Source organism: Litoribaculum gwangyangense, from assembly GCF_039543505.1.
Classification (GTDB): Bacteria; Bacteroidota; Bacteroidia; order Flavobacteriales; family Flavobacteriaceae; genus Litoribaculum; species Litoribaculum gwangyangense.
Genome location: NZ_BAABJW010000002.1, coordinates 723,677 through 747,126, shown reverse-complemented (window position 1 = coordinate 747,126; position 23,450 = coordinate 723,677). Strand labels below are relative to the sequence as shown.

Genomic DNA, 23,450 nt, shown 5'->3' with positions numbered 1-23,450 from the left:
AAATATAAGCAATAAATACTTAAATATGTAGCTAATTTTGTGACATGACTAAAAATATTTTACATCTAGATTTAGACACCTTTTTTGTGTCTTGTGAACGCTTAATTGACAGTCGTTTACAAAAGAAGCCATTGTTAGTGGGAGGCATTGGAGATAGAGGTGTAGTAGCAGCTTGTAGTTATGAAACTAGACGATTTGGTGTTCATTCTGGGATGCCCATGCGTTTAGCAAAACGCTTATGTCCAGAGGCAGTCGTTATAAGGGGTAATTCGTCAATTTATACTAAGCAATCACATTTAGTTACTGATATAATTAAAGAAAGTGTGCCGGTATTTGAAAAGGCTAGTATAGATGAGTTTTATGCAGATTTGAGTGGCATGGATAAATTTTTTGGCAGCTATAAGTATGCTTCTGAATTACGAACAAAAATAATAAAGGAAACTGGTTTACCTATTTCTTTTGGATTGTCTTCTAATAAAATTGTATCTAAAGTTGCCACTGGGGAGGCTAAACCAAATAACCAACTAAGGGTAGATTATGGCTTTGAAAAATCCTTTATGGCACCTTTATCTATAAAAAAAATACCCTCCGTAGGGGATAAGACCTATCAAACTCTTAGAAATTTAGGTATCGATAGAGTGAGTATTGTTCAACAAATGCCAGTTGAAATGATGAGCAGTGTTTTAGGTTTAAATGGGATAACCATTTGGAAACGTGCCAATGGGTTGGACAATCCACCTTTAATTCCTTTTCATGAAAGAAAGTCTATTTCTATAGAACGAACCTTCGAGAAAGATACTATTAACATGGTAAAATTACGAACAACCATTTTTGCGATGGCTGAAAATTTAGCATATCAATTACGCAGAGGTGAAAAATTGGCAGCGTGTATAAGCGTAAAAATCAGATATTCAGATTTTAACACCTATACCAAACAAGTAAAGATACCATATACAAGTGCCGATCATCTTATCATACCCAGAGTATTGGAATTGTTTGACAACTTATACCAAAGACGCCTTTTGATACGCCTTGTTGGTGTTAAAATTAGTGATCTGGTAAGTGGTAATTATCAAATTAACTTATTTGATGATACAGAAGAGATGCTTAGTTTATATAATGCTTTAGATACTATTCGAAATCGTTATGGAGATTTAAGTGTTCAAAAAGCAGCTTCTATTGGAGCAAAATCAATTGGTGGCTCACATAACCCTTTTAATGGGGAACCTCCTATTGTTTTAGCACACAGAAAACAATAATGTATTTGAATTGTCATACATATTATTCTTTGCGTTATGGTACATTTTCGGAAGTTGATTTATTAAAGCTAGCCAAAGAAAATGGTATAAACACTTTAGCCTTAACCGATATTAATAATACATCGGCTTGCCTTAATTTCATTCGTAAATCTGAGGAATTTAATATTAAACCAGTAATAGGTATAGACTATAGAAATGGTGCCAAGCAATTATTTGTGGGGTTGGCAAAAAACAATCAAGGTTTCCAGGAGTTGAATGCTTTTTTATCGCATCACTCACACAATAAAATTTTACTACCTAATACAGCACCTTTTTTTAATAATGCCTATATAATATATCCATTTGAACGAGTCATGCAATTGGAGAAAAAAGAATTTTATGCGAATGAGTTTATCGGTGTTTCAATTGAAGAACTAAAAAAATTACCATTTTCGAGTTATAAATCCTATACGGATAGATTAGTCATTCAACAACAGGTCACTATTAGAAATAAACGAGATTTTAATGCACATAGATTATTAAGGGCTATCGATAATAATACGCTATTAAGCAAATTACAAAAAACAGAAGAATGTCATGAAAATGATAAAATGATTCCAGTGAGTGAATTGAAACATAAATTTTCTGAGTTTTCCTTTATCATTGACAATACTGAAGAACTTCTCAATAATTGTGTGATTGATTTTAAGTTTGGTGAAAACAGAATCTCTCAAAATCAATCGCTTTATTTAAATACAGAAGAAGAAGATTATGAGCTATTAGTTAAACTTTGTGAAGATAATTTATATAAACGATATAGCAGGCCGGATAAAAAAGTAAGAATCAGATTAGAAAGAGAACTCAAAACGATTCGCCAGATGAATTTTGTCTCATATTTTTTAATCAATTATGATATTGTTTCCTATTCTAAAAGGATGGAATATGTACATGTTGGTAGGGGAAGTGGGGCAAATAGTATTGTTGCATATATTATTGGTATTACTGATGTAGACCCTATTGAGTTAGACTTATATTTTGAGCGTTTTATAAACCCTTTTAGGCTCTCACCACCAGATTTTGATATTGATTTCTCATGGAAAGAACGAGAAGATATCACTGATTATATTTTTAAACGATTTAAGCATGTAGCACTATTGGCAACTTATAACACTTTTAAGTATAGGGCTGTTGTGCGTGAATTGGGTAAAGTTTTTGGATTGCCAAAAGATGAAATTGATAGGCTAAGTTCTGGAAGTTACAATATCAAAACCTTGGATAACATTTCACAATTGGTTTTAAAGTATGGAGAACTCATAAAAGGATTTCCAAATCATTTAAGTGTACATTCTTGCGGGATATTGATTTTAGAAAAGCCTATTCATTACTATTCAGCTACTAATTTACCCCCTAAGGGGTTTCCAACGGTACAGTTTGATATGATTATAGCAGAGGATGTTGGTATTTTTAAGTTTGATATTTTGGGACAACGAGGCTTGGCTAAAATCAAAGAGGCTATAGAAATAATAAAGTATAATCGACCAGAATTACCACCAATAGATATTACACAAGTTGAAACCTTTAAGAAGGATCCTAAAATCAATAAGTTGTTACGGCAGGGTAAAGCCATTGGAGCTTACTATGTTGAATCTCCAGCTATGCGCGGCTTAATGCGAAAACTACAAACACAAGATTATTTGGGCTTAGTAGCAGCTAGCTCTATCATAAGACCTGGTGTTTCGAGTTCAGGTATGAAAAATGAATTTATCATAAGACAACGGTGTCCTGAAAAGAGAAAAGATGCCAATCCTATCTTACTTAACATAATGCCAGAAACCTTTGGTATTATGGTATATCAAGAAGATGTACTTAAAGTAGCCAATCTGTTCGCTGGTTTAGATTTAGGTGAAGCTGATGTTTTAAGACGAGGCATGAGTGGTAAGTTTAGGTCACGGGCAGAATTTACTGCTGTTGAAGAAAAATTTATCAATAATTGTAAGGCTAAAGGTTATTCAGAAGCACTGACTTTTGAAGTATGGAATCAAATAAAAAGTTTTGCTGGTTATGCCTTTGCGAAAGGACATTCAGCTTCATATGCTGTTGAGAGTTACCAAAGTTTATATTTAAAATGTTATTTCCCTTTAGAATTTATGGTGGCCGTATTAAACAATGGAGGGGGGTTTTATAGTGCAGAACATTATATTCATGAAACAAAAATGTGTGGGGGTATTATAGAGGCACCATGTATTAATAATAGTGACCACCCCAATATTATAAAAGGTGATGTGATTTATTTGGGATTTGGATATTTGAAAAGTTTGGAAGTTCTTACTGTAAAAAGAATATTATCCGAAAGGCAGTTAAATGGTTCATTTATATCGCTGGATGATTTTATTGATAGGGTTATAATCAGCATTGAGCAAATCACTATTTTGATTAGAATCGATGCTTTTAGATTTACAAAAAAATCTAAAATTGAATTATTATGGCAAGCTATATTTAAGTTAAATACCAGTAAGGTAAAAACAACACAATCCAAATTATTTAAACCAAATCATAAACAATTTAAGTTGCCAAGTTTAAAAACAAGTTGGATTGAAGATGCTTATGATCAAATGGAATTATTAGGCTTTCCACTTTGTAATTATTTTGAATTGGTAAATGAAGAGTTGATTGACCATATCAAAGCAAAAGAGATGGATAAGTATATCAACAAAACTGTAATACTTTATGGTGTGCTTGTTAATACAAGATTTCATAAAGGCTCCAATGGAAAACTCATGCGTTTTTGCACTTTTACAGATAGGGAAGGAGACTATTTTGATACGGTTCACTTTTCCCAAGTAGTAGATAAATACCCAATAAATGGGTTAGGTGTTTATGCTTGTTGTGGCAAAATAGTTGAAGAATTTGATTTTTGTAGTTTAGATATAATATGGACTAAAAAGTTATCATTGATACAAGACCCAAGAAGTTTAAATTGAAAAGGATGCGTTTTATTTTTTAACTTTAACATATAAAATAAACCCTATGTGCTTCCATACCAGTACTATCCATAAAACTAAAAAGTTAGAAGAATATTTCAAAGTAAATTTAAGTTCTGAAACCATTCGTCCCATTTTTGATAAACCAAATTATCATTTAAATGGATTTGCACATCCCAATATGTTGGTTATACCACAAGAGAAATCAGATGTTTTAGCTCCAGGTGTTTGGGGAATAGTGCCTTCAAATAAAACATCAAGTGAAATAAAAGCCTATTATAAAGAAGCGGTAAAATATGGAGGGGGTTTAAATGCCCAATCTGAAAAGTTATTTAGCCATTTTTTATATAGAGAAGCTGCCATATCAAAAAGATGTATAATACCTGTCTCCGGGTTTTTTGAACCGCATGAACATAATAAAAAGAAATATCCTTTTTATATTTCTCAAAAAGAAAAAGAGCCTTTAGCTTTAGCAGGCATTTATTCTGTAGTGGATACCTATATTACTTTTTCTATATTGACAAAAGATGCATCACCAATGTTTGCTAAAATCCATAATTTAAAGAAGCGTCAACCTGTCATTTTAAATGATCAAGCCATTGAACATTGGTTATTACCTGAATTAACGCAAGAAGACATTAAAGAACTAGTGAAAAGTAATTATCCGGAATCTGAGCTAAGCGCTTACACGGTAAGTAAAGATTTATTTAGCCCTAAAGTTGATAGTAATGTTGAATCTATTATAGACAAATTCGTTTTCCCTGAACTTGAAATATAGTACTTTTTTATTCTAAACACTTATAAAATCTACGAAGAAAGTTTCATGAAATTTTTATTTAGTGTGTGAAATTTTCAAAAATTCTTGCTTTAACCTTTTAAAGGTAAAAACAGTTTTTCACGATTTTAAACTAATTAAATTTTTTGGAGAAATTACTAATGGCTTATTGTTCACAACAATTTGTATGGATTTGATACCCTCCAACTCAAAATCTGTTTTGTTTTTTGAAACCTCTATCTTTAACACCTGACCTCTAAAATTCACTTTAAAAGAGAAGGAGTTCCACTGTTCGGGTATTTTAGGTTCAAAATGTAAAGTGTTATTTTTAACGCGCATGCCACCAAAACCTTCCACAATACTCATCCAAGTTCCTGCCATGGAAGTTATATGAAGCCCTTCTTCAACCTCTTTATTATAATCATCTAAATCTAATCGAGAGGTACGTAAATAAAAGTTGTAGGCTTGTTCCATTCTACCTAGTTTAGCCGCTTGTATGCTATGTACACAAGGTGACAAGGAACTTTCATGAACCGTAAAAGGTTCATAGAAATCGAAATGACGTTCTAATTCTTCATCGCTAAAATGGTCTTCGAAGAAGTAAAATCCTTGTAATGTATCGGCTTGTTTGATGTAAGGCGAACGTAAAATTCTGTCCCAACTCCATTTTTGGTTTATAGGGCGTTGCGATTTATCGAGGTTTGCAACTGTGATTAATTCTTTATCTAAAAATCCATCCTGTTGAAGGTACACATTGTATTTTTCTGAAAATGGAAAATACATATTATCGGTTACCTCTTTCCACTCGTTCAATTCGGAATTGGAAAGTTTTACTTTATTCATAATTCTAGTGAAGTCACTAGGGAATTCTGATGCTACTTTATCAATATTTTCCAAAGCATAATTAATACACCATTTGGCTATATAGTTGGTATAAAAATTATTATTCACGTTGTTTTCATATTCGTTGGGTCCTGTAACCCCTAGAATAACATACTTATTTTTATCGGTTGAAAATGTAGCACGTTGATGCCAAAAACGAGCAATGCCAATTAATACTTCTAAGCCCTTTTCTTTAATATAACTGTAATCTCCAGTGTACCTGTGATAATTATATATAGCGAATGCAATGGCGCCATTACGGTGTATTTCTTCAAAGGTTATTTCCCATTCATTGTGACATTCTTCACCATTCATGGTGACCATGGGGTATAAAGCGGCACCATTTTTAAAACCTAATTTTTCAGCATTTTCAATAGCTTTTTCTAAATGATTATATCTATATTCCAGAAGATTTTTCGCGACTTTTTGGTCTTTAGTGGCCATATAAAAAGGAATACAATAAGCTTCAGTATCCCAATAGGTACTTCCTCCATATTTTTCTCCTGTAAATCCTTTTGGTCCAATATTCAATCTAGAGTCTTTTCCTAAATACGTTTGATTTAGTTGAAAAATATTAAAACGGATGCCTTGTTGCGCTTTTATATCCCCGGAAATAGTGATATCGGCCATGTCCCAAATATTTGCCCACGCCTTTTTTTGGTCATCCAATAATTGATTAAATCCTTTTTTGGTAGCTATTTTCAAAACGTTTTTTGCTGCTGAGACTAATTTTGTTTTGTGATGGTTTCTATCTACAGTGTAACCACCAAACTTATGAATAGTATAGGTTTCGCTTTTTTTTACTTGATAGGAATAACTAAATGTTGCTGAATTAGAATCGGCTTTTATATTCGGCTCAATTAATACAGATTTACCATTAATGAACACTTTAGATTCCATGAATGTGCAAATATGAAAATCTGTTTTCATGGTTTTAGCTTCTATGAATGCTTGATGGTTTTTATGGCACACATTTATTGTATCCCAAAATTTATCATCCCAATTTGAGTCTTCGTTGGTGATTCCTGAATCTAAATAAGGTTTAAAGGTAATTTCAGCGTCCTTGTTTAAGGGTATTATTTCATATTGAATAGCACCAACTTCATCTAAATCTAAACTTAAAAAACGCGTTGTTTTAACATCTATTTTAGTATTGTTTTGAAGAGTAGCCTCGAAACTTCTTGATAACCAACCTTCTTTCATGTTGAGTTCTCTTTTGAAATTCTCAACTGTTTTACAAGTAAATAAATCCAAAGATTCACCATTTACATATACCTTAATACCAATCCAATTTGGGGCATTCAATACTTTGGCAAAATACTCTGGGTACCCATTTTTCCACCAACCTACACGGGTTTTATCTGGATAGTAAACACCCGCTATGTAACTGCCTTGGAATGTTGCTCCAGAGTATTCTTCTTCGAAATTTGCACGTTGACCCATAGCACCGTTGCCTATGCTAAATAAGCTTTCTGAAGATTTTACGCGTTTGATGTCAAAGCCTTCCTCTATGATAGACCAATTGTCTGGTTTTATGTAATCTTGATTCATTTTATTTTATTATTTTCTGAAAGAAATTTTTCAAAGAAATGTTCTGGTATTTCTGTTAAGTTGTTAAAATTATAATTGGCCTTGTTAAGGGTTTTTTTGTCTCCAACTCCTATGGAAATCATGTTGGCTTTATTGGCTGCTTCAATACCAGCGATGGCATCTTCAAACACGATACATTTTTCTGGAGGGAGATTGAGCTTTTTTGCACCTATTAAAAACACTTCGGGATCTGGTTTTGCTTTTGATACGCTATTACCATCAACAATCCCCAAAAATCGATGTAGTAAATTAACCTGTTTTAAGATTAAAGGGGCATTTTTACTTGCTGAACCCAATACATATTTAATTCCTAAATCATCTAAGGTATTCAATAGTTTTTCGGCTCCAGGAAGTATTTCTTCAGGTCCCATTTTGGTTATGTAATCAAGATAGTCCTTATTTTTACTAACCAAGTATTTCTGTTTCTTTTCTTCAGAAATTGTAACGTTTCCTATGCCTAATAAAATTTCTAAAGAACGAACTCGACTCACTCCTTTTAATAATTCGTTATGGGTTTCGGTAAACTCAAAACCTAATTCGTCGGCAAGATTTTTCCAGGCCAAAAAATGATACTTTGCGGTGTCTACTATAACTCCATCTAAATCGAATATAACGCCTATATTATTCATTGAATTTAAATGGAATGTGGATGTAGATTCTTTATGACTACCATAAACTTTACTTTTATTTTTTAAAATTATCAAACTATTGGTTTTTCAACGCAATTTTTTAATTTAACTAAAATGTTTTTGAACGAAAACGTTTTCGTGAGTAAGTCTTAATATATTAAAAATGGATTTTCCCAATAAAAACCTTAACCAAAAATTGATTTAAAGAGTATTTAATCAAATAAAAAAAAAGCGGGTTTTCCATGACAATCAAAGTGTCTTTTCTTTAGTCTAGTTTTTGGGTAATTATAACTATCCTTTGGTTATTTAAATCGGTTGTGAAAAACATATAGGTTTCCCCACCATCTTGAATATGGAATTTTTTACGTATTTCTTGAACAGTCTCAGGAAAATTCCGCGTCGTAATATTGGCTTTCGAAAGGTTGAGTTTTTTAATGTCTTTTTTATTGTAAGGAATAATATTTTCAATTTTAAAACGTCTTCCAGGGAAATCCATTAAAATATCACTAGTGTATAGATGGGAGTGCTTATGTATTTTGAAAACCGCCATCTGATTAGAAATCTCATTAAAAGCACCAGATTTTAAAATAGCAGCATTAGGCTCGTACAAAAAGTTTAAAGGCAAACTATAGCAAGCTTCCGTATTTCTTTCCTCATTTAAATTGAAACGGAATCGTTCTTTATTTTCATTTTTAAGGTTTACGGTTTCAACGTTAATAATACCATCAAATCCACTTTCTAAAATCCAAAGTAGTTCCTTTACCTCATTATGAACCGCTATTACATGAATCGTTTTAACAAATTTTAGTTCATTAATTCCCATACTTATATCAAGTAAAGGTGAAGTTTTAATCATTATTTTTTCGGAATTTTTAAAAAGTAATTCCAAATGCTCTGGTACGTTAGGTTCACAATCTTTTAAAAAGAATACTTTCCCTTTGGTATCGTGTCTTCTTGAAGGGTCGATATAAATCCAATCGTATGGTGTAGAATTTGTTTTTAAATACTCAATTCCATTATTATTAATGGTTTGAATGTTTGTCATGTTCAATTCACTAAAATTGTGAGCAACAATATTAGAGATATTGTCATCAATCTCGCAGTGAATGACCCTTTTAAACTGTTTAGCAAAGTAAAAACAATCTACACCAAACCCACCTGTTAAATCAATAATCGACGCGCCTTTGATTAATTCTGATTTATATTTGGCTGTAATTTCTGAAGAGGTTTGCTCAATATTAAGTTTGTTTGGATAATAAATATTTTTTGCTCCAAACCAAGTTGGTAATTTCTTTTCACAACGTTTTTTAGATTCAATTTGCTCAATAATTTCTTTAGTTTCAATGCTATTGAAAGAAGTTCCTTTTAATAAAATTGAAGCAATATTAGAATTTAAATTATTATTTATAAATTCTTGAATTTCAGTATTTAATATTGAATAATTCAATTGAAATTATAAATCTTTTGTCAATTTTTTAACGATTTTATTTTCGGAAAGAAATTCTTTTAAAATAACTTTTATAGCTGTGTATGCTGGGACCGCTATTATCAAGCCAACGATACCAAAAAGTATACCTGTCATTAATATCACTAAGAAAATTTCTAAAGGATGTGATTTCACACTTTTGGAAAATATAATGGGCTGACTTCCAAAATTATCAACCAATTGCCCAATAATAAAAACAACAAAAACCCATAAGGTTTTCGGTAATATAAACTCACTAAACGATGCTCCTAGGTTACTTGTCATGGTAAGCGTTAGCATTAAAAAAGCACCTATTAGCGGCCCAACATAAGGGATTAAATTCAGCAAAGCACATAAAAAAGCAATAACCACAGCGTTTTCTACCCCTATAATTAAAAGACCAATCATGTAAATAATGAACAGTATTAATATTTGAAAAATCAACCCTACAAAATAGCGCGATAGTAAATCCTTGATTTTTGTTGAGGATGTTTTCCAACGAGATTCTTTATTGTCTGGAATGAAAGTCATAATAGCGCTTTCAAAAAGCCTACTATCCTTTAAAAAGAAAAAGGATATAAAAAGTACAGAAAACAATCCAATGCTAAAACTGCCTAAACCACTAATTATGGAGTTTAAAAAGTTTGGAATTAATGTAAAATCTATTTTTGAAAGCAGGTTAGAGTCTTTTAAAGATTGCTCAACATCTATTTGATGTATATCGAAGTAAGTAACAATTTCACTATATAAATTTTCAATATCACCCTGTAATTCCTCAATATTTAATAAAGATAAATTCTGACCTTGTTTTATTACCAAAGGAATAAATAAACCTATTAAACCCGCAAAGGCACCAAGTAAAACCACCATGGTAACTACAACAGCAATGGTATTCTTAAACTTCAATTTACGTTCTAAGAATAATACTATGGGTCTTCCAATTAATGAAATAACGGCAGCAATAGCAATGTAACCTATAACGGATTGAATTTTAAATAGAAAGTATAAAACCAAGGCAACACCTAAAATGATGGCGACAGCCCTTAAAATACCGTTGGAAATGGTTTTGGAATTCAAATGATAAAATTTAGTCGAGTAAATCTAGTCATTTCGAATGAAAATGAGAAATCGCATAAGGAAGAATATTAAAGTAAAGCAAAAAGATGGCGTGGTATCTCAATCTTAGCTTCTTTTCAAATGACTTACAGTAATTGCTTTGTCATTTCATATAAAGCAATATTGGCAGCTTGAACCACATTCATACTACTGTTTAGACCAAACATATCAATATGAATGATGTCATTAGAAAGCTTTAAAATTCCTTCCGAAACACCAAAGTTTTCATCGCCAATTATTAATGCTATTGGTTTTTCTCGTTGAAATTGAAATGAGTGTAAAGGTTTACTATTTTTAGTAATTTCCAATGAAAGAATTAGATAATCATTATGTTTTAAATTTTGAACTACTGTTAAAGCAGATTCATTCATGTTATAATCAACAACTTTTTCGGTGGCCCTGGAGGTCTTTGTTATTTTACGCCCCATGGAAACATCACCACATAATATCAGTTTTTCAATACCAAATGCATCACAAATTCTGAATAGACTACCAATATTGGGTGCATTGGTTACGTTATCACAAACTAAAGTGATGGGAAATTTTTGTTTTTTAAAGTGTGTATTGTAGTGGGTGAGTTGCATTTTTAATTGTCAATTAACAATTATCAATCGACAATTGATTAGTTTTCGAAAGCATATTTAACAATATTAGCTCCCATTTTCAGAGCTTTTTCTCTAACATCTACTGGGTCGTTATGTACTTCTGGGTCTTCCCATCCATCGCCTAAATCACTTTCAAAAGTAAATAATAAGATGAGTCTATCTTCATTAAATATTCCAAAGGCTTGCGGGCGTTTACCATCGTGTTCATGTATTTTTGGTAAGCCATCTGGGAAATTGAAGGCCGCATTGAAAATAGGATGATTGCTTGGCAATTCAATCAAATCCTTATCAGGAAACACCTTTTTTAATTCCTTAGTTATGTAGGGTTGCATGCCGTAATTATCATCAATATGAAGAAATCCACCGGCTAGTAAATAGTCTCTTAAATTTTCAGCATCACTCTCACTAAAAAACACATTGCCATGCCCTGTCATGTGTAACAGTGGGTATTGAAAAATATCAGGACTGCCCACTTCAACCGTTTCTGGTTTTGGATTCATTTTTGTTTTGATATTTTCATTGCAAAATGTTATGAGGTTAGGCAATGATGTGGGATTTCCATACCAATCGCCACCACCTTTGTATTTTAAAACCGCTAAATCTTGGCTGAGTAAGACCATAGAAATGAGACCAAAGAAAGTAGAGAGAAGCAGTTTCATATCAATTATTCATTAATAAACGCCACCGAGTGGCAGGCCACAAGGGCTGCAGTTTCGGTGCGTAATCGGGTTGCTCCCAAAGTTACGGGAATAAAATTATTTTGAAGGGCTATTTCAATTTCTTTAACAGAAAAATCGCCTTCAGGGCCAATAAGAATGGTAATTTCTGTTTTAGGTTTTAATTGCTTTTTTAAGGATTTTCTATCTGTTTCTTCACAATGTGCTATAAACAAATCGCCAGTAAAATCTTGTTTGATAAAATCTTGAAATGATATAGCTTCGTTTAGTTTAGGTAAATAGCATTGTAACGATTGTTTCATAGCCGATTGTAAAATACGCTCAAAACGCTCGGGTTTAATCACTTTACGTTCGCTATGCTCACAAATGATGGGCGTTATACTATCTAAACCAATTTCGGTGGCTTTTTCCAAAAACCATTCGTAGCGGTCGTTCATTTTTGTAGGTGCCACAGCTAAATGTAAATGATAGTTATGTTTTGCTTGAAATTTTTTTGAGACGATTTCTGCAGTACATTTATTAATATTAGCGACTGATATTTTTGCTGTAAACAGCCAACCTTTACCATTAGTAATATGCAATTCGTCGCCAACCGATTTACGTAACACTTTTACAACATGACGGCTTTCTTCTTTATCTAAAGAAAATTGTGTGGTTTGTTCAGTTATTTCTGGGTTGTAAAAGAGTTGCATATATCAAATTTTTAACCTCGCCGAAGCCGCTATATTTTGTTCAGCAAAATCGCCTTGTAAAAATTTTAAATACCCTACAATGGCAATCATAGCGGCATTATCAGTAGTAAATTCAAACTTAGGGATATAGGTTGTCCAACCAAATTTTTGTTCACCATCTTTTAAGGCTTGCCTAATTCCAGAATTAGCCGAAACACCGCCACCAATAGCGATGTGTTTTATGCCCGTTTGTTTACTTGCCATTTTTAGCTTATCTATTAAAATACCAATAATGGTATATTGAATGGAAGCACAAATATCGTTTAGATTATCCTCAATAAAATTAGGATTTGTTTTTGTTTCTCTTTGAATAAAATATAAAACCGCTGTTTTTAAACCTGAAAAACTAAAATTTAAACCATCTACTTTAGGTTTTGTAAACTTAAAAGCTTTAGGGTTGCCCAGTTTAGCAAGTTTGTCAATTTCTGGTCCTGCAGGATAGCCTAAGCCTAAAATTTTTCCGCTTTTATCAAACGCTTCACCAACGGCATCATCAATGGTTTCGCCAATAACGCTCATATCAAAATAATTATCAACTCTAACAATTTGGGTATGTCCACCAGAAATCGTCATGGATAAAAAAGGAAAAGGCGGTTTCTCAAACCCTTCCTCATCGATGAAATGGGCCAAAATATGACCTTGCATATGGTTTACATCTATTAAAGGAATATTTAAACCATAAGCCAATGATTTTGCGAATGATGTGCCTACTAACAGACTACCCATAAGGCCAGGTCCTCTCGTAAAAGCAATAGCATGAAGTTGTTCTTTGGAAATATTGGCTTTTTTTAGTGCTTGATGCACTACCGGTACAATGTTTTGCTGATGTGCTCTTGAGGCTAATTCAGGAACCACGCCACCAAATTCTTCATGTATTTTCTGGTTCGCTACAACATTGCTTAAAATGCGTCCGTTTAAGATGACAGAAGCCGCTGTATCATCACAAGAAGATTCAATTCCAAGAATATAAATATTTTGTGAACTCATTAATGAATATTAGGCACAATAATTGTTAATTTTGAAAACAAATAAACGTCTTTACCGCTATTTATTCGTAAATGCAAAACTACTCATTTATTTTTTTAATGCATGAGTAATCTGGTTTAATGTAGTTTACCTTAGACCTTAATTTACAATATAAATGAGCTAAGGAAATGTAGTTTATTCTCAATAAAATCATAACTTTAAAGATTATCAAGAAATTTTTTAAAATACTATACAAAATAGTGGGTATTTTACTCATGCTGTTCATCATTTTGGTGCTGATACTCTCTATTCCGTTTGTTCAAACAGGTATTGGTAATTATGTTACAAAACGCTTGAATGAAGATTTTAAAACCAACATTAACATCAATAAAGTAAGTCTTCAGTTAAATGGTGATGTAGAACTTAAAGAAATTTACATTGAGGATTTTAAAAAAGATACGCTCATCAGCATCAAGGAGTTAAACACTTCTATCATCAACTTAAATAATCTTGTAAACGGAAAATTAAATTTTGGAGATATCGATATAGAAAAACTATTTTTTAACATAAAAACATATAAGGGTGAAACTCAAACAAATCTCGATGTTTTTGTTGAAAAATTTGAAGACGATAACCCCAGACAAGAAAAAAGTAGTTTCCTTTTATCATCCAGCGATGTATCTATTTACAACAGCATTTTTATGTTATCAGATGAAAATAGGGAAACACCCAAAGTGCTTCAATTAGAGAATTTAAACATTAATGCCACTAATTTTTTAATCAATGGAAGTGATGTAAGTGCCAGAATAAACACATTAGCTTTTATAGATAGTAGAGGCGTGGAGGTGAAAAATATGATGACGGATTTCGCATATACATTAACCGATATGACTTTTGCCAATCTTCAAATAAAAACTCCAAATTCAGTGTTAAATGGTGATTTGAAATTTTCATATATCAGGGAAGACTTGCAATACTTCACAGATAAGGTGCAAATCCATGCCAGCTTTAAAGATTCTAATGTGTTTTTAAATGAGCTTAATAGGTTTTATAATGAGTTTGGGCTTGACCAAACCGCTCAATTTAGTGTAGATCTATCAGGTACTCTAAATGATTTAAAAACAAATAACTTAAAATTAAATACCAGTACAAAAACACAGGTTTACGGCGACATAAATTTTAAAAACTTATTCAATAAGGAGGAAAATAATTTTTATATGAATGGGAGTTTTAGAAATTTAACTTCCACATATAAAGATTTAAAAGCACTTCTACCCAATGTTTTAGGGGAAGCCATCCCTACATCTTTTGATAGATTGGGAAAATTTACGATTGTTGGAAATTCTCAAGTAACATCTTCAACTGTGATAGCCGATATTGAAATTGATACCGACTTAGGATTTGTGGATTCCAACCTCCAAATAAGTAAAATCAATGAAATAGATAACGCAAATTACAAGGGAAATATCGTTTTTGAACAATTTGATTTTGGAACTTTCTTAAATGACCCTAAAGTAGGTATGGGTTCTTTGAATTTTGATGTTAACGGAAAAGGGTTCGTTGCCGAAACTTTAAGTACCGAGGTCAAGGGAGATATTTTTGAAATTGAATACAATGATTATAATTACAAAGGCACTAAGGTAGCAGGAACCATAAAAAACAAGATATTCGATGGAAACCTTATAGTGAACGACCCTAATCTGAGGCTTAATTTTAATGGGTTGGTCGATTTCTCAGAAACTATAAAGAAATACGATTTTGAGGCGGTTGTTGATTATGCTAACTTAAATACATTAAACTTTGTGAAGAAAGACAGTATTTCTGTATTCTCGAGTAAAGTTAAAATGAATATGAACAGTAGTAATTATGACGATGCTTATGGAAGAATTGCTTTTCAAAATACGGTTTATAAAAATCAAAATGATACCTATTTTTTCGATGAATTCTATATATCTTCTAGATTTGAGGAAGATATCCGTTTCATAGAAATTAATTCGCCCGATATTATCGAAGGCGAGTTAAAAGGACGTTTCAGGTTCAAAGATTTAAAGAAATTGTTTGAGAACTCCATTGGGCATATTTACACCAATTATATACCCAACAAAGTAAAAGAAAATCAGAGCATCGATTTCAACTTTAAAATTTATAATAAAATTGTTGAGGTTATTTATCCCGATTTGGAACTCGGAAAAAACACCTTTATTCGTGGTAGGGTTGAAAGCGAGGAAGAAAAATTTAAACTCACTTTTCGCTCGCCAAAAATCAAGCTTTTGGATTATTTTGCTGATAATATTGAATTGCAAGTAGATAATAGTAATCCGGTATTTAACACCTATGTTGAAATGGATAGCTTAAATACCAAATATTACAATGTATCAAAATTTAATCTAATTAATGTTACGGTCAATGACACCTTGTTTATGCGTTCAGAATTTAAGGGTGGAAAAAACAACAATGATATTTTTAACCTAAGTTTTTATCATACTATAAACAAGGAAAATGAATCGGTTATTGGGTTTAAACAGTCTGATGTCACTATAAAAAACAGTAAATGGTATATAAATGAAGCACAAGATAAATTTCATAAAATATCATTCGATAAAAAACTCACTAAATTTACTATTGATAAGTTTAAAATCAATCATAATAACGAAGAGATAAGGCTCTCAGGCTTTTTAAGAGATTCTACGCAAAAAGATATTAAACTTAATTTCACCAACGTAGATTTAGCTAAAATCACCCCAGATATTGATAGTCTATCTTTGGCGGGAAACGTTAATGGTAAACTTGATATCTTACAGAAAAATGGCAATTATTTGCCAAATTCAACCGTTATTATTGATGATTTTAAAGTAAATAATTTCCTTTTAGGTTCTTTTGATGCCACCATTACTGGTAATGAAACGCTTACAAACTATAAAGTTGATGCTTCAATTAAGGATGATGATACCAAATCATTTAGTGCTAAAGGCGATATTTATGTGTCTGGTAGGGAGTCCGAAATTGATGTGCTTTTAGATTTTAATAAGTTTAACCTCTTTCCATTGAACCCACTTTTAGAGGGTGTTTTAAGTAATATCAGAGGCGAAATGACTGGCGATGTAACAGTTATTGGCGATTTAAAACTACCGGATATCAATGGTAACCTAACCCTCAATAAAGCAGGTTTGGGTATCCCATATCTCAATGTCGACTACAGTTTTAATAATAAAGCTTCTGTAACACTTAAAAATCAATCATTTATTTTTAACAACGTTAAATTAACCGATACTAAACACAACTCAAAAGGGGAGTTAAATGGCACTTTAAGTCATGTTAATTTTTCAAAGTGGAACCTAGGATTAGATATCACGGCTACCCGATTATTGATTTTAGACACTAAGGAAACAGAAGAATCCTTGTATTATGGAACAGGTTTTATAGGTGGAAAAGCCAGCCTTTATGGCCCTACGGAACAATTAGTTATTAGTGTAGTGGGGGAAACAAAAAGAGGTACGGTATTTAAAATCCCTTTAAATGATTCGGAATCTTTTGGAGACAACTCATACATTCATTTTATAACCAAAGAGGAAAAAGAAGCTCGAAAAGAAGGTAATCAAGTTGTTTTTAATGAAATAGAAGGATTGGAGCTAGATTTTGAATTAGATGTCACCGAAGACGCCGAAGTTGAAATCATTATAGATAAAAACACGGGCCACGCTTTAAAAGGGCGTGGTCGTGGTGGTTTGTTGGTCGAAATCAATACCAATGGTAAATTTGATATGTGGGGGGATTTTGCAGTGTTTGAAGGTGTTTATAATTTTGCCTATGGTGGTATTATCCAAAAAGAATTTATTGTGCAACCTGGTGGAACCATAAACTGGGAAGGGGATCCTTTGGAGGCTGAAATTGATATGTTAGCTATATACAAAACTCAGGCAAATCCTTCTCCCTTGCTGGATAATCCAACAAATAGAACCATTCCAGTGGAGTTGAATATAGCTTTAACGGGCAATTTAGAACAACCCGATCCTGAATTTACGTTTGAATTTCCTAATGTCAGCTCTACCATTAAATCGGAGCTTCAATATCGATTGGAATCTGATGAAGATAAACAGAACCAAGCTTTGTATTTAATTTCCACGGGCTCCTTCTCAAGAGGTTTAAATGAGGTGAACTTCTCGGGTACCATTGCTGAACGACTTAACGGGATCATTAATGGCATTTTTACTAGTGAAAATAGCAAACTTAACATCGGTATAAATTATGAAGCGGGACAAAACAGACCCGATTACCAAACGGATGATAGGTTTGTGGCTTCCATTCAAACTCAAATAAGCGACCGGGTGCTTATTAATGGTCGAGTAGGGGTGCCCGTTGGTGGCGCCACAGAAACTGTTATTGCAGGTGACGTAGAAATTAGTTTTCTTTTAAATGAAGATGGTACCCTTACTGCAAAAGTATTCAATAGGGAAAATAGTATACAAAACTTCGGCCAGCAAATTGGCTACACCCAAGGTGTTGGTCTCTCTTATAATGTTGATTTTGATACCTTCAAGGAATTACTTCAAAAACTATTCACAAAATCAGAAAACAGGGAAGAACTTACCGAGGAAACGACCGAGGATTTGGAAAATAGTGCCTTGCCAAATTTTATATCTGTAAAGTCCTCTTCTGAGAAATAAGACAAAGAATCTCCTATTTTTTTATTAAATAAGTTTTTTGTTAACTAAAACGTTGTAGTTTTAAAACTTTTATAAATTACTGTAAATACCATAGATATATACTATTTGTTTACTAATTTTACATTATAAATTAAATTAATTAATGCCAAAAACTTTAAAAAAAATTGCCGTATTAACCTCAGGAGGCGATTCCCCAGGCATGAATGCAGCCATACGTTCAGTAGTTAGAACTTGTGCGTATCATAGTATAGATTGTATTGGAGTTTATCGGGGTTATGAAGGTTTGATAGAAGGTGACTTTAAGGAAATGAATGCTAGAAGCGTTCGTGGAATTATTAATAAAGGAGGAACCATTTTAAAATCAGCACGATCAAAAGAATTTAGAACTAAAGAAGGAAGACAAAAAGCTTACGATAGTTTAGTGAAAGCCAATGTGGATGGTTTAGTGGTTATTGGTGGTGATGGATCGTTTACAGGAGCCCTTATTTTCAACCAAGAATTCGGTTTCCCAGTTATGGGAATACCCGGAACCATTGACAATGATATCGTTGGAACCACACATACCCTTGGTTTTGATACGGCCTTAAATACCGTTGTTGATGCCATAGATAAAATTCGTGATACAGCCAGTTCTCATAACAGATTGTTCTTTGTTGAGGTGATGGGACGTGATGTTGGCCATATTGCCTTAAATGCTGGTATTGCAGGTGGTGCTGAGGAAATTCTAATACCTGAAGAAAATTTAGGGTTAGAAAGGTTGGTGGAATCTCTTAACCGAAGTAGAAAGTCTGGAAAATCATCAAGTATCGTGATCGTTGCGGAAGGTGATAAAATAGGAAAAAATATTTTTCAGTTAAAAGATTATGTTGACGAGAATATGGAGGGCTATGATGTTCGAGTTTCTGTATTGGGTCATATGCAACGTGGTGGAGCGCCTTCGTGCTTCGATCGTGTTTTAGCCAGTAGAATGGGAGTAAAGGCTGTTGAATCCTTACTAGAAGGTAAAACCAATTTCATGGTTGGTTTATTGAACAGTAAAATGGAGTTAACACCATTAGATAATGCTATCAAAGGAAAAACAAAAATAAATTTAGAATTATTGCGTGTCTCAGATATTATGAGCACTTAACATTTACAAATAACATTATGTCAAAATTAAAATTAGGAATTAACGGATTTGGAAGAATAGGTAGAATCGCTTTTAGAGTAGCGGCTTCTAGACCTGATATCGAAATAGTAGGAATCAACGATTTATTGGATGTAGATCATCTAGCATATTTATTAAAATATGATTCAGTACACGGAAGATTTAATGGTACAGTTGATATAGCTAGCAATGGAAACTTGGTGGTTAATGGTAATGAAATTAGAATTACTGCGGAACGCAACCCTGAAGATTTAAAATGGGATGCTGTTGGAGCAGAGATTGTTTTAGATTGTACAGGTATTTTCACAACCCTTGAAAAAGCACAAGCACATATTAAGGCTGGAGCTAAAAAAGTAGCTATTTCTGCACCATCAGCAGATGCGCCTATGTTTGTTATGGGTGTAAATCATGATAAAATTACGGCTGCTGATACCATTGTATCAAATGCTTCATGTACTACCAACTGTTTGGCGCCATTAGCGAAAGTTATAAATGATAACTTCGGAATTGTAGAAGGTTTAATGACCACCGTTCACGCCACAACAGCTACTCAAATGACAGTTGATGGCCCTTCTAAAAAAGATTGGAGAGGTGGCAGAAGTGCCTTAGCCAACATCATCCCTTCTTCTACAGGGGCTGCAAAAGCAGTAGGTAAAGTAATTCCCGAATTAAATGGAAAACTAACGGGCATGGCTTTTAGAGTACCTACTCCTGATGTATCTGTTGTTGATTTAACCGTAAGAATTGAAAAATCAGCTTCATGGGATGAAGTTAAAGCTGCTTTAAAGAAAGCTTCAGAAGGCCCGTTAAAAGGTATTTTAGGTTATACGGAAGAAGCTGTAGTGTCACAAGATTTCGTTTCAGAACCAATGACCAGTATTTTTGATGCCGAGGCAAGTATTGCTTTGAATGATAATTTCCTTAAATTAGTATCTTGGTACGACAACGAGTTTGGTTACTCAACGAAATTGGTTGATTTAGCACAACACATAAGTAAAATATAATTTAACGATATATAGTATTAACAACTCCACAGATTTATTGTACAAGAAGCAACAACATCTGTGGAGTTTTTTATTTAAAGACTCATGATTTTAATTGTTGATAGTGGTTCTACAAAATCCGATTGGATAATTATAGATGCGAATGGTAAACAGCTTTTTGAAAAGCAAAGGACCAAAGGGCTCAACCCAGAAATCTTAACTGAAAAAAAGTTAAGAAAGACTATTTTAAAAAATGAGATTTTAAAAACAAATAGTGGTTCTGCAACCCACATTTATTTCTATGGGGCAGGTTGTGGTACAGATCGAGGTAAGGAAATCGTTTTCGAAGCCCTTACAACGGTATTTCCAAACGCCATAGTAAAAGTTGATGAAGATACCATGGCAGCTGTTTATGGTACCATCAGTCGAGTGGACGAAGCCGCTGTGGTATGTATTTTAGGAACAGGTTCTAATTGCAGTTATTATGATGGCACTAAATTACACCAACGTGTCCAATCTCTGGGGTATATTTTAATGGATGATGCCTCTGGTAATTATTATGGAAAACAACTTATAAGGGATTATTATTTTAACCTGATGCCAGAAAATATCAAGGTGGCTTTTGGCAGTAAATTTAATTTAGAAGCCGATTACATCAAATACAACATCTACAAGCAACCCAACCCTAATGCTTATTTGGCAAATTTTGCCGAATTTATGTTTCTGAACAAAGATTCTGATTATATTTTGGAACTTATAAAAAGTGGTATCAGAATATTTGTGAAAAACTACATCATGCAATATAAAGAAGAACTAAAAACCGTTCCTGTTCACTTCGCAGGCTCTATAGCGTTCTTCTCACAAGATCAAATTAGAGAGGTTGCTAACGAAATGGGATTCGTTGTGGGCAATATAGAGCGTAGACCCATTGATGGGCTGGTGGCTTTTCATACCAAAGGCTTATAGTTTTTATCAAACATATATAATTGCAAAAGCATATAGCGGTTTATATCTCCAATAACGATGATAAGGAAACCCTTATCGAACGTTTAGTGTCTGGGCACCTTATAACCGAACTTACCCAATTAAAAGGGGCTTTTTTTTCTGAAATAACCTTAGATAAGTTTATAAATGAAGAAAGGCGTCACGGACTTTTCGATATCACTACCGAAAAGAAAAATAGCTTGTCTCATTCCTCAGAGGGCGAACGTAAAAAAGCTTTGTTGCAACACCTCATTTCCCAAAACCCAGAATACCTAATAGTCGATAATATCTTTGGAAATTTAGACACGTCATCCCAACAGGATATTGCCAATACCGTATCACAATTAGGTACCCGTATTCCCATTATTCAAATAACCAACAGAAAAAGAGAGATTCTGCCTTTTATAACAGCCCTTTATCGCTTTGATGGGGAAACGCTTATCAAAACTAAAATGGAAAGCCTAATCTGGAATTCGAAGTTTGATGCCCCGTTGCCCGCGTCACTTCATCAAGAGGTGCATCCTTATAACACCTTGGTAAAGTTCCATAATGTGCAGGTATCGTATGGCGAAAGGCCAATTTTAAGGGATATTTGTTGGGAAATCAAACCAGGTGAGTTTTGGCAATTAATGGGACCCAATGGTTCTGGGAAAAGCACCTTGTTAACCTTAATTTCGGGGGATAACCCAAAGGCTTACGGACAGGATATCACCTTATTTGATATAAAAAAGGGAAGTGGTGAAAGTGTTTGGGACATTAAAAAGAATATAGGCTTTTTTTCCGCGGATATGGTTCGGGGGTTTGCCCGATTGGATGCCATTGGCAATATGATAGTTTCTGGTTTTTTTGACTCCATTGGTTTGTATAAAACACCCACCAACGCCCAAATAAAGATAGCCCACCAATGGTTGCAGGTTTTAAGCCTGTTTGAGGTTAGAAAGCAAGCTTTTTCCTCGCTGTCTCTGGGGCACCAACGCTTGGTTTTAATAGCACGTGCTATGGTAAAAAGTCCACCGTTATTAATTTTAGACGAACCCACCAATGCCTTGGATGATGCCGATGCAGCCTTGTTTTGTAACCTCGTTAATAAAATAGCCCGAGAAACCCGAACGGCCATCATATTTGTATCGCACCGCACCGAAGCCGATTTAAAACCCGATTTTGTATTTGAGTTAACACCAGGTAAACAGGGCTCCACAGGTAAAATGAAATGACGACAGTTGTCTTGTTGCCGTTTACCGTATTTGTGTGAGAATGGTTTGGTTTTTTAGGCGAGAATTTTCTGAAGAAAAAACTAAGCTAGTAATACATTATGAACGGTGTAGTAAGGTGTTATTTTTGATATGATAACTGTTTATTACTTTTTCAGAAACTAACGCTCCAGCCATGATTCCAACGTAGACAAATAATTTTACTTGAGTTAAATTTTTCAAGAAAATTCCAAAACATAGACCAATTAAAATTCCTATAATTATTATTGCAATATATTTGAGCATTTTTATTTTTCCTAGTTTTATTAATTCATTATTTTTTCTTTCAAATGTTTCATTTTAATTTATAAACTTTTCTAGGTTGAATAAGTATTTTTCAAATAATGGTGAAAATGCTATTGGAGTAATAAACCCAAAACCATTACTTATTACTTTATGATTTATTTTAACTTTATCATTTTCAGTTAAATCAATTTTAATTTTGGATTCCCAGTTTAAAATATTCAATTTCCATCCGTCTAAAATGGACCGTTTTTTTTCAAACAGAATCTTATTATTTTCATCCTTTGCTACTGTAATATTATAGCTGTTAAAATACCTTTTAAATTTGTTTTTTAGATTTGAATTATTTTTTAGTTCAAATTCAAAAATTTTATCATACTCTTTCATTAGTTCTGATTTTCAATGCCTTACAATGGTATCGGCTATAAGTAGTTGTGTGTTTTAGCAGTTAACTTTTCAATTATACACTAAGTTGAAAACTAGTGAGGATTTTTTTAGAAGAAGGCCAGAACAAGTAATTAGTT

The 23,450-nt window shown here is 33.1% G+C and carries 17 protein-coding genes; 8 read left to right on the top strand and 9 right to left on the bottom strand.

All coding sequences use genetic code 11. The features are described from left to right. Positions 1-44 precede the first annotated feature (44 nt). From ABD963_RS08860 to ABD963_RS08850, 3 genes are read left to right on the top strand one after another with little or no spacing between them, the layout of a single operon-like run. A complete protein-coding gene (locus ABD963_RS08860) occupies positions 45-1,259 on the top strand; it encodes a DNA polymerase Y family protein (RefSeq protein ID WP_345276592.1) in 1,215 nt (404 codons plus the stop codon). Next, positions 1,259-4,219 (top strand): DNA polymerase III subunit alpha, encoded by a 2,961-nt coding sequence (locus ABD963_RS08855; RefSeq protein WP_345276591.1) that lies wholly within the window; start codon positions 1,259-1,261, stop codon positions 4,217-4,219. Before ABD963_RS08860 ends, ABD963_RS08855 begins: the two co-directional genes overlap by 1 nt. A 46-nt stretch (positions 4,220-4,265) precedes the next feature. Next, positions 4,266-4,997, top strand: a complete 732-nt coding sequence (locus ABD963_RS08850; RefSeq protein WP_345276590.1) for an SOS response-associated peptidase — start codon at positions 4,266-4,268, stop codon at positions 4,995-4,997. A 117-nt stretch (positions 4,998-5,114) separates the two neighbouring features. Here ABD963_RS08850 and ABD963_RS08845 read toward each other — a convergent pair whose 3' ends face one another. The 8 genes from ABD963_RS08845 to tsaD form a co-directional block, all read right to left on the bottom strand. Further along, positions 5,115-7,427: a glycoside hydrolase family 65 protein gene (locus tag ABD963_RS08845; protein WP_345276589.1), complete on the bottom strand. Its 2,313-nt coding sequence runs from the start codon at positions 7,425-7,427 to the stop codon at positions 5,115-5,117. Beyond that, positions 7,424-8,095, bottom strand: a complete 672-nt coding sequence (gene pgmB, locus ABD963_RS08840; RefSeq protein WP_345276733.1) for a beta-phosphoglucomutase — start codon at positions 8,093-8,095, stop codon at positions 7,424-7,426. Before pgmB ends, ABD963_RS08845 begins: the two co-directional genes overlap by 4 nt. Before the next feature lie 265 nt (positions 8,096-8,360). After that, positions 8,361-9,542 carry a class I SAM-dependent methyltransferase gene (locus tag ABD963_RS08835; protein WP_345276588.1) on the bottom strand — a complete coding sequence of 394 codons (1,182 nt, stop codon included), beginning with the start codon at positions 9,540-9,542 and terminating at the stop codon, positions 8,361-8,363. Between the two features lie 6 nt (positions 9,543-9,548). Further along, the gene (locus ABD963_RS08830) at positions 9,549-10,637 is read right to left on the bottom strand and encodes an AI-2E family transporter (protein ID WP_345276587.1); all 1,089 of its coding nucleotides are present in this window, start codon (positions 10,635-10,637) and stop codon (positions 9,549-9,551) included. Between the two features lie 125 nt (positions 10,638-10,762). Then, a complete protein-coding gene (locus tag ABD963_RS08825) occupies positions 10,763-11,260 on the bottom strand; it encodes a TrmH family RNA methyltransferase (RefSeq protein WP_345276586.1) in 498 nt (165 codons plus the stop codon). A gap of 38 nt (positions 11,261-11,298) precedes the next feature. After that, positions 11,299-11,940 (bottom strand): DUF4159 domain-containing protein, encoded by a 642-nt coding sequence (locus ABD963_RS08820; protein WP_345276585.1) that lies wholly within the window; start codon positions 11,938-11,940, stop codon positions 11,299-11,301. Positions 11,941-11,945: 5 nt separating this feature from the next. Next, positions 11,946-12,650, bottom strand: coding sequence for a 16S rRNA (uracil(1498)-N(3))-methyltransferase (locus ABD963_RS08815; RefSeq protein WP_345276584.1), 705 nt, complete (start codon positions 12,648-12,650; stop codon positions 11,946-11,948). 3 nt (positions 12,651-12,653) lie between these two features. Further along, positions 12,654-13,676 (bottom strand): tRNA (adenosine(37)-N6)-threonylcarbamoyltransferase complex transferase subunit TsaD, encoded by a 1,023-nt coding sequence (gene tsaD, locus ABD963_RS08810; protein WP_345276583.1) that lies wholly within the window; start codon positions 13,674-13,676, stop codon positions 12,654-12,656. Between the two features lie 254 nt (positions 13,677-13,930). Between tsaD and ABD963_RS08805 the strand changes: the two genes are divergently transcribed. The 5 genes from ABD963_RS08805 (at position 13,931) to ABD963_RS08785 (ending at position 22,647) form a co-directional block, all read left to right on the top strand. Further along, positions 13,931-18,319 carry a translocation/assembly module TamB domain-containing protein gene (locus ABD963_RS08805; RefSeq protein WP_425562796.1) on the top strand — a complete coding sequence of 1,463 codons (4,389 nt, stop codon included), beginning with the start codon at positions 13,931-13,933 and terminating at the stop codon, positions 18,317-18,319. 142 nt (positions 18,320-18,461) lie between these two features. Continuing rightward, the gene (pfkA, locus tag ABD963_RS08800) at positions 18,462-19,448 is read left to right on the top strand and encodes a 6-phosphofructokinase (protein WP_345276581.1); all 987 of its coding nucleotides are present in this window, start codon (positions 18,462-18,464) and stop codon (positions 19,446-19,448) included. Between the two features lie 17 nt (positions 19,449-19,465). Beyond that, the gene (gene gap, locus ABD963_RS08795) at positions 19,466-20,470 is read left to right on the top strand and encodes a type I glyceraldehyde-3-phosphate dehydrogenase (protein WP_345276580.1); all 1,005 of its coding nucleotides are present in this window, start codon (positions 19,466-19,468) and stop codon (positions 20,468-20,470) included. An 84-nt stretch (positions 20,471-20,554) separates the two neighbouring features. Continuing rightward, entirely contained in the window at positions 20,555-21,415 is an 861-nt protein-coding gene (locus tag ABD963_RS08790) for an N-acetylglucosamine kinase (protein WP_345276579.1), read from the top strand. 20 nt (positions 21,416-21,435) lie between these two features. Continuing rightward, positions 21,436-22,647: an ATP-binding cassette domain-containing protein gene (locus ABD963_RS08785; protein WP_345276578.1), complete on the top strand. Its 1,212-nt coding sequence runs from the start codon at positions 21,436-21,438 to the stop codon at positions 22,645-22,647. 336 nt (positions 22,648-22,983) lie between these two features. On the opposite strand, the gene ABD963_RS08780 is transcribed toward ABD963_RS08785, so the two are convergent. Continuing rightward, on the bottom strand, positions 22,984-23,313 hold the full coding sequence (locus tag ABD963_RS08780; RefSeq protein WP_345276577.1) for a hypothetical protein: 330 nt from the start codon (positions 23,311-23,313) through the stop codon (positions 22,984-22,986). Between the last annotated feature and the right edge of the window lie 137 nt (positions 23,314-23,450).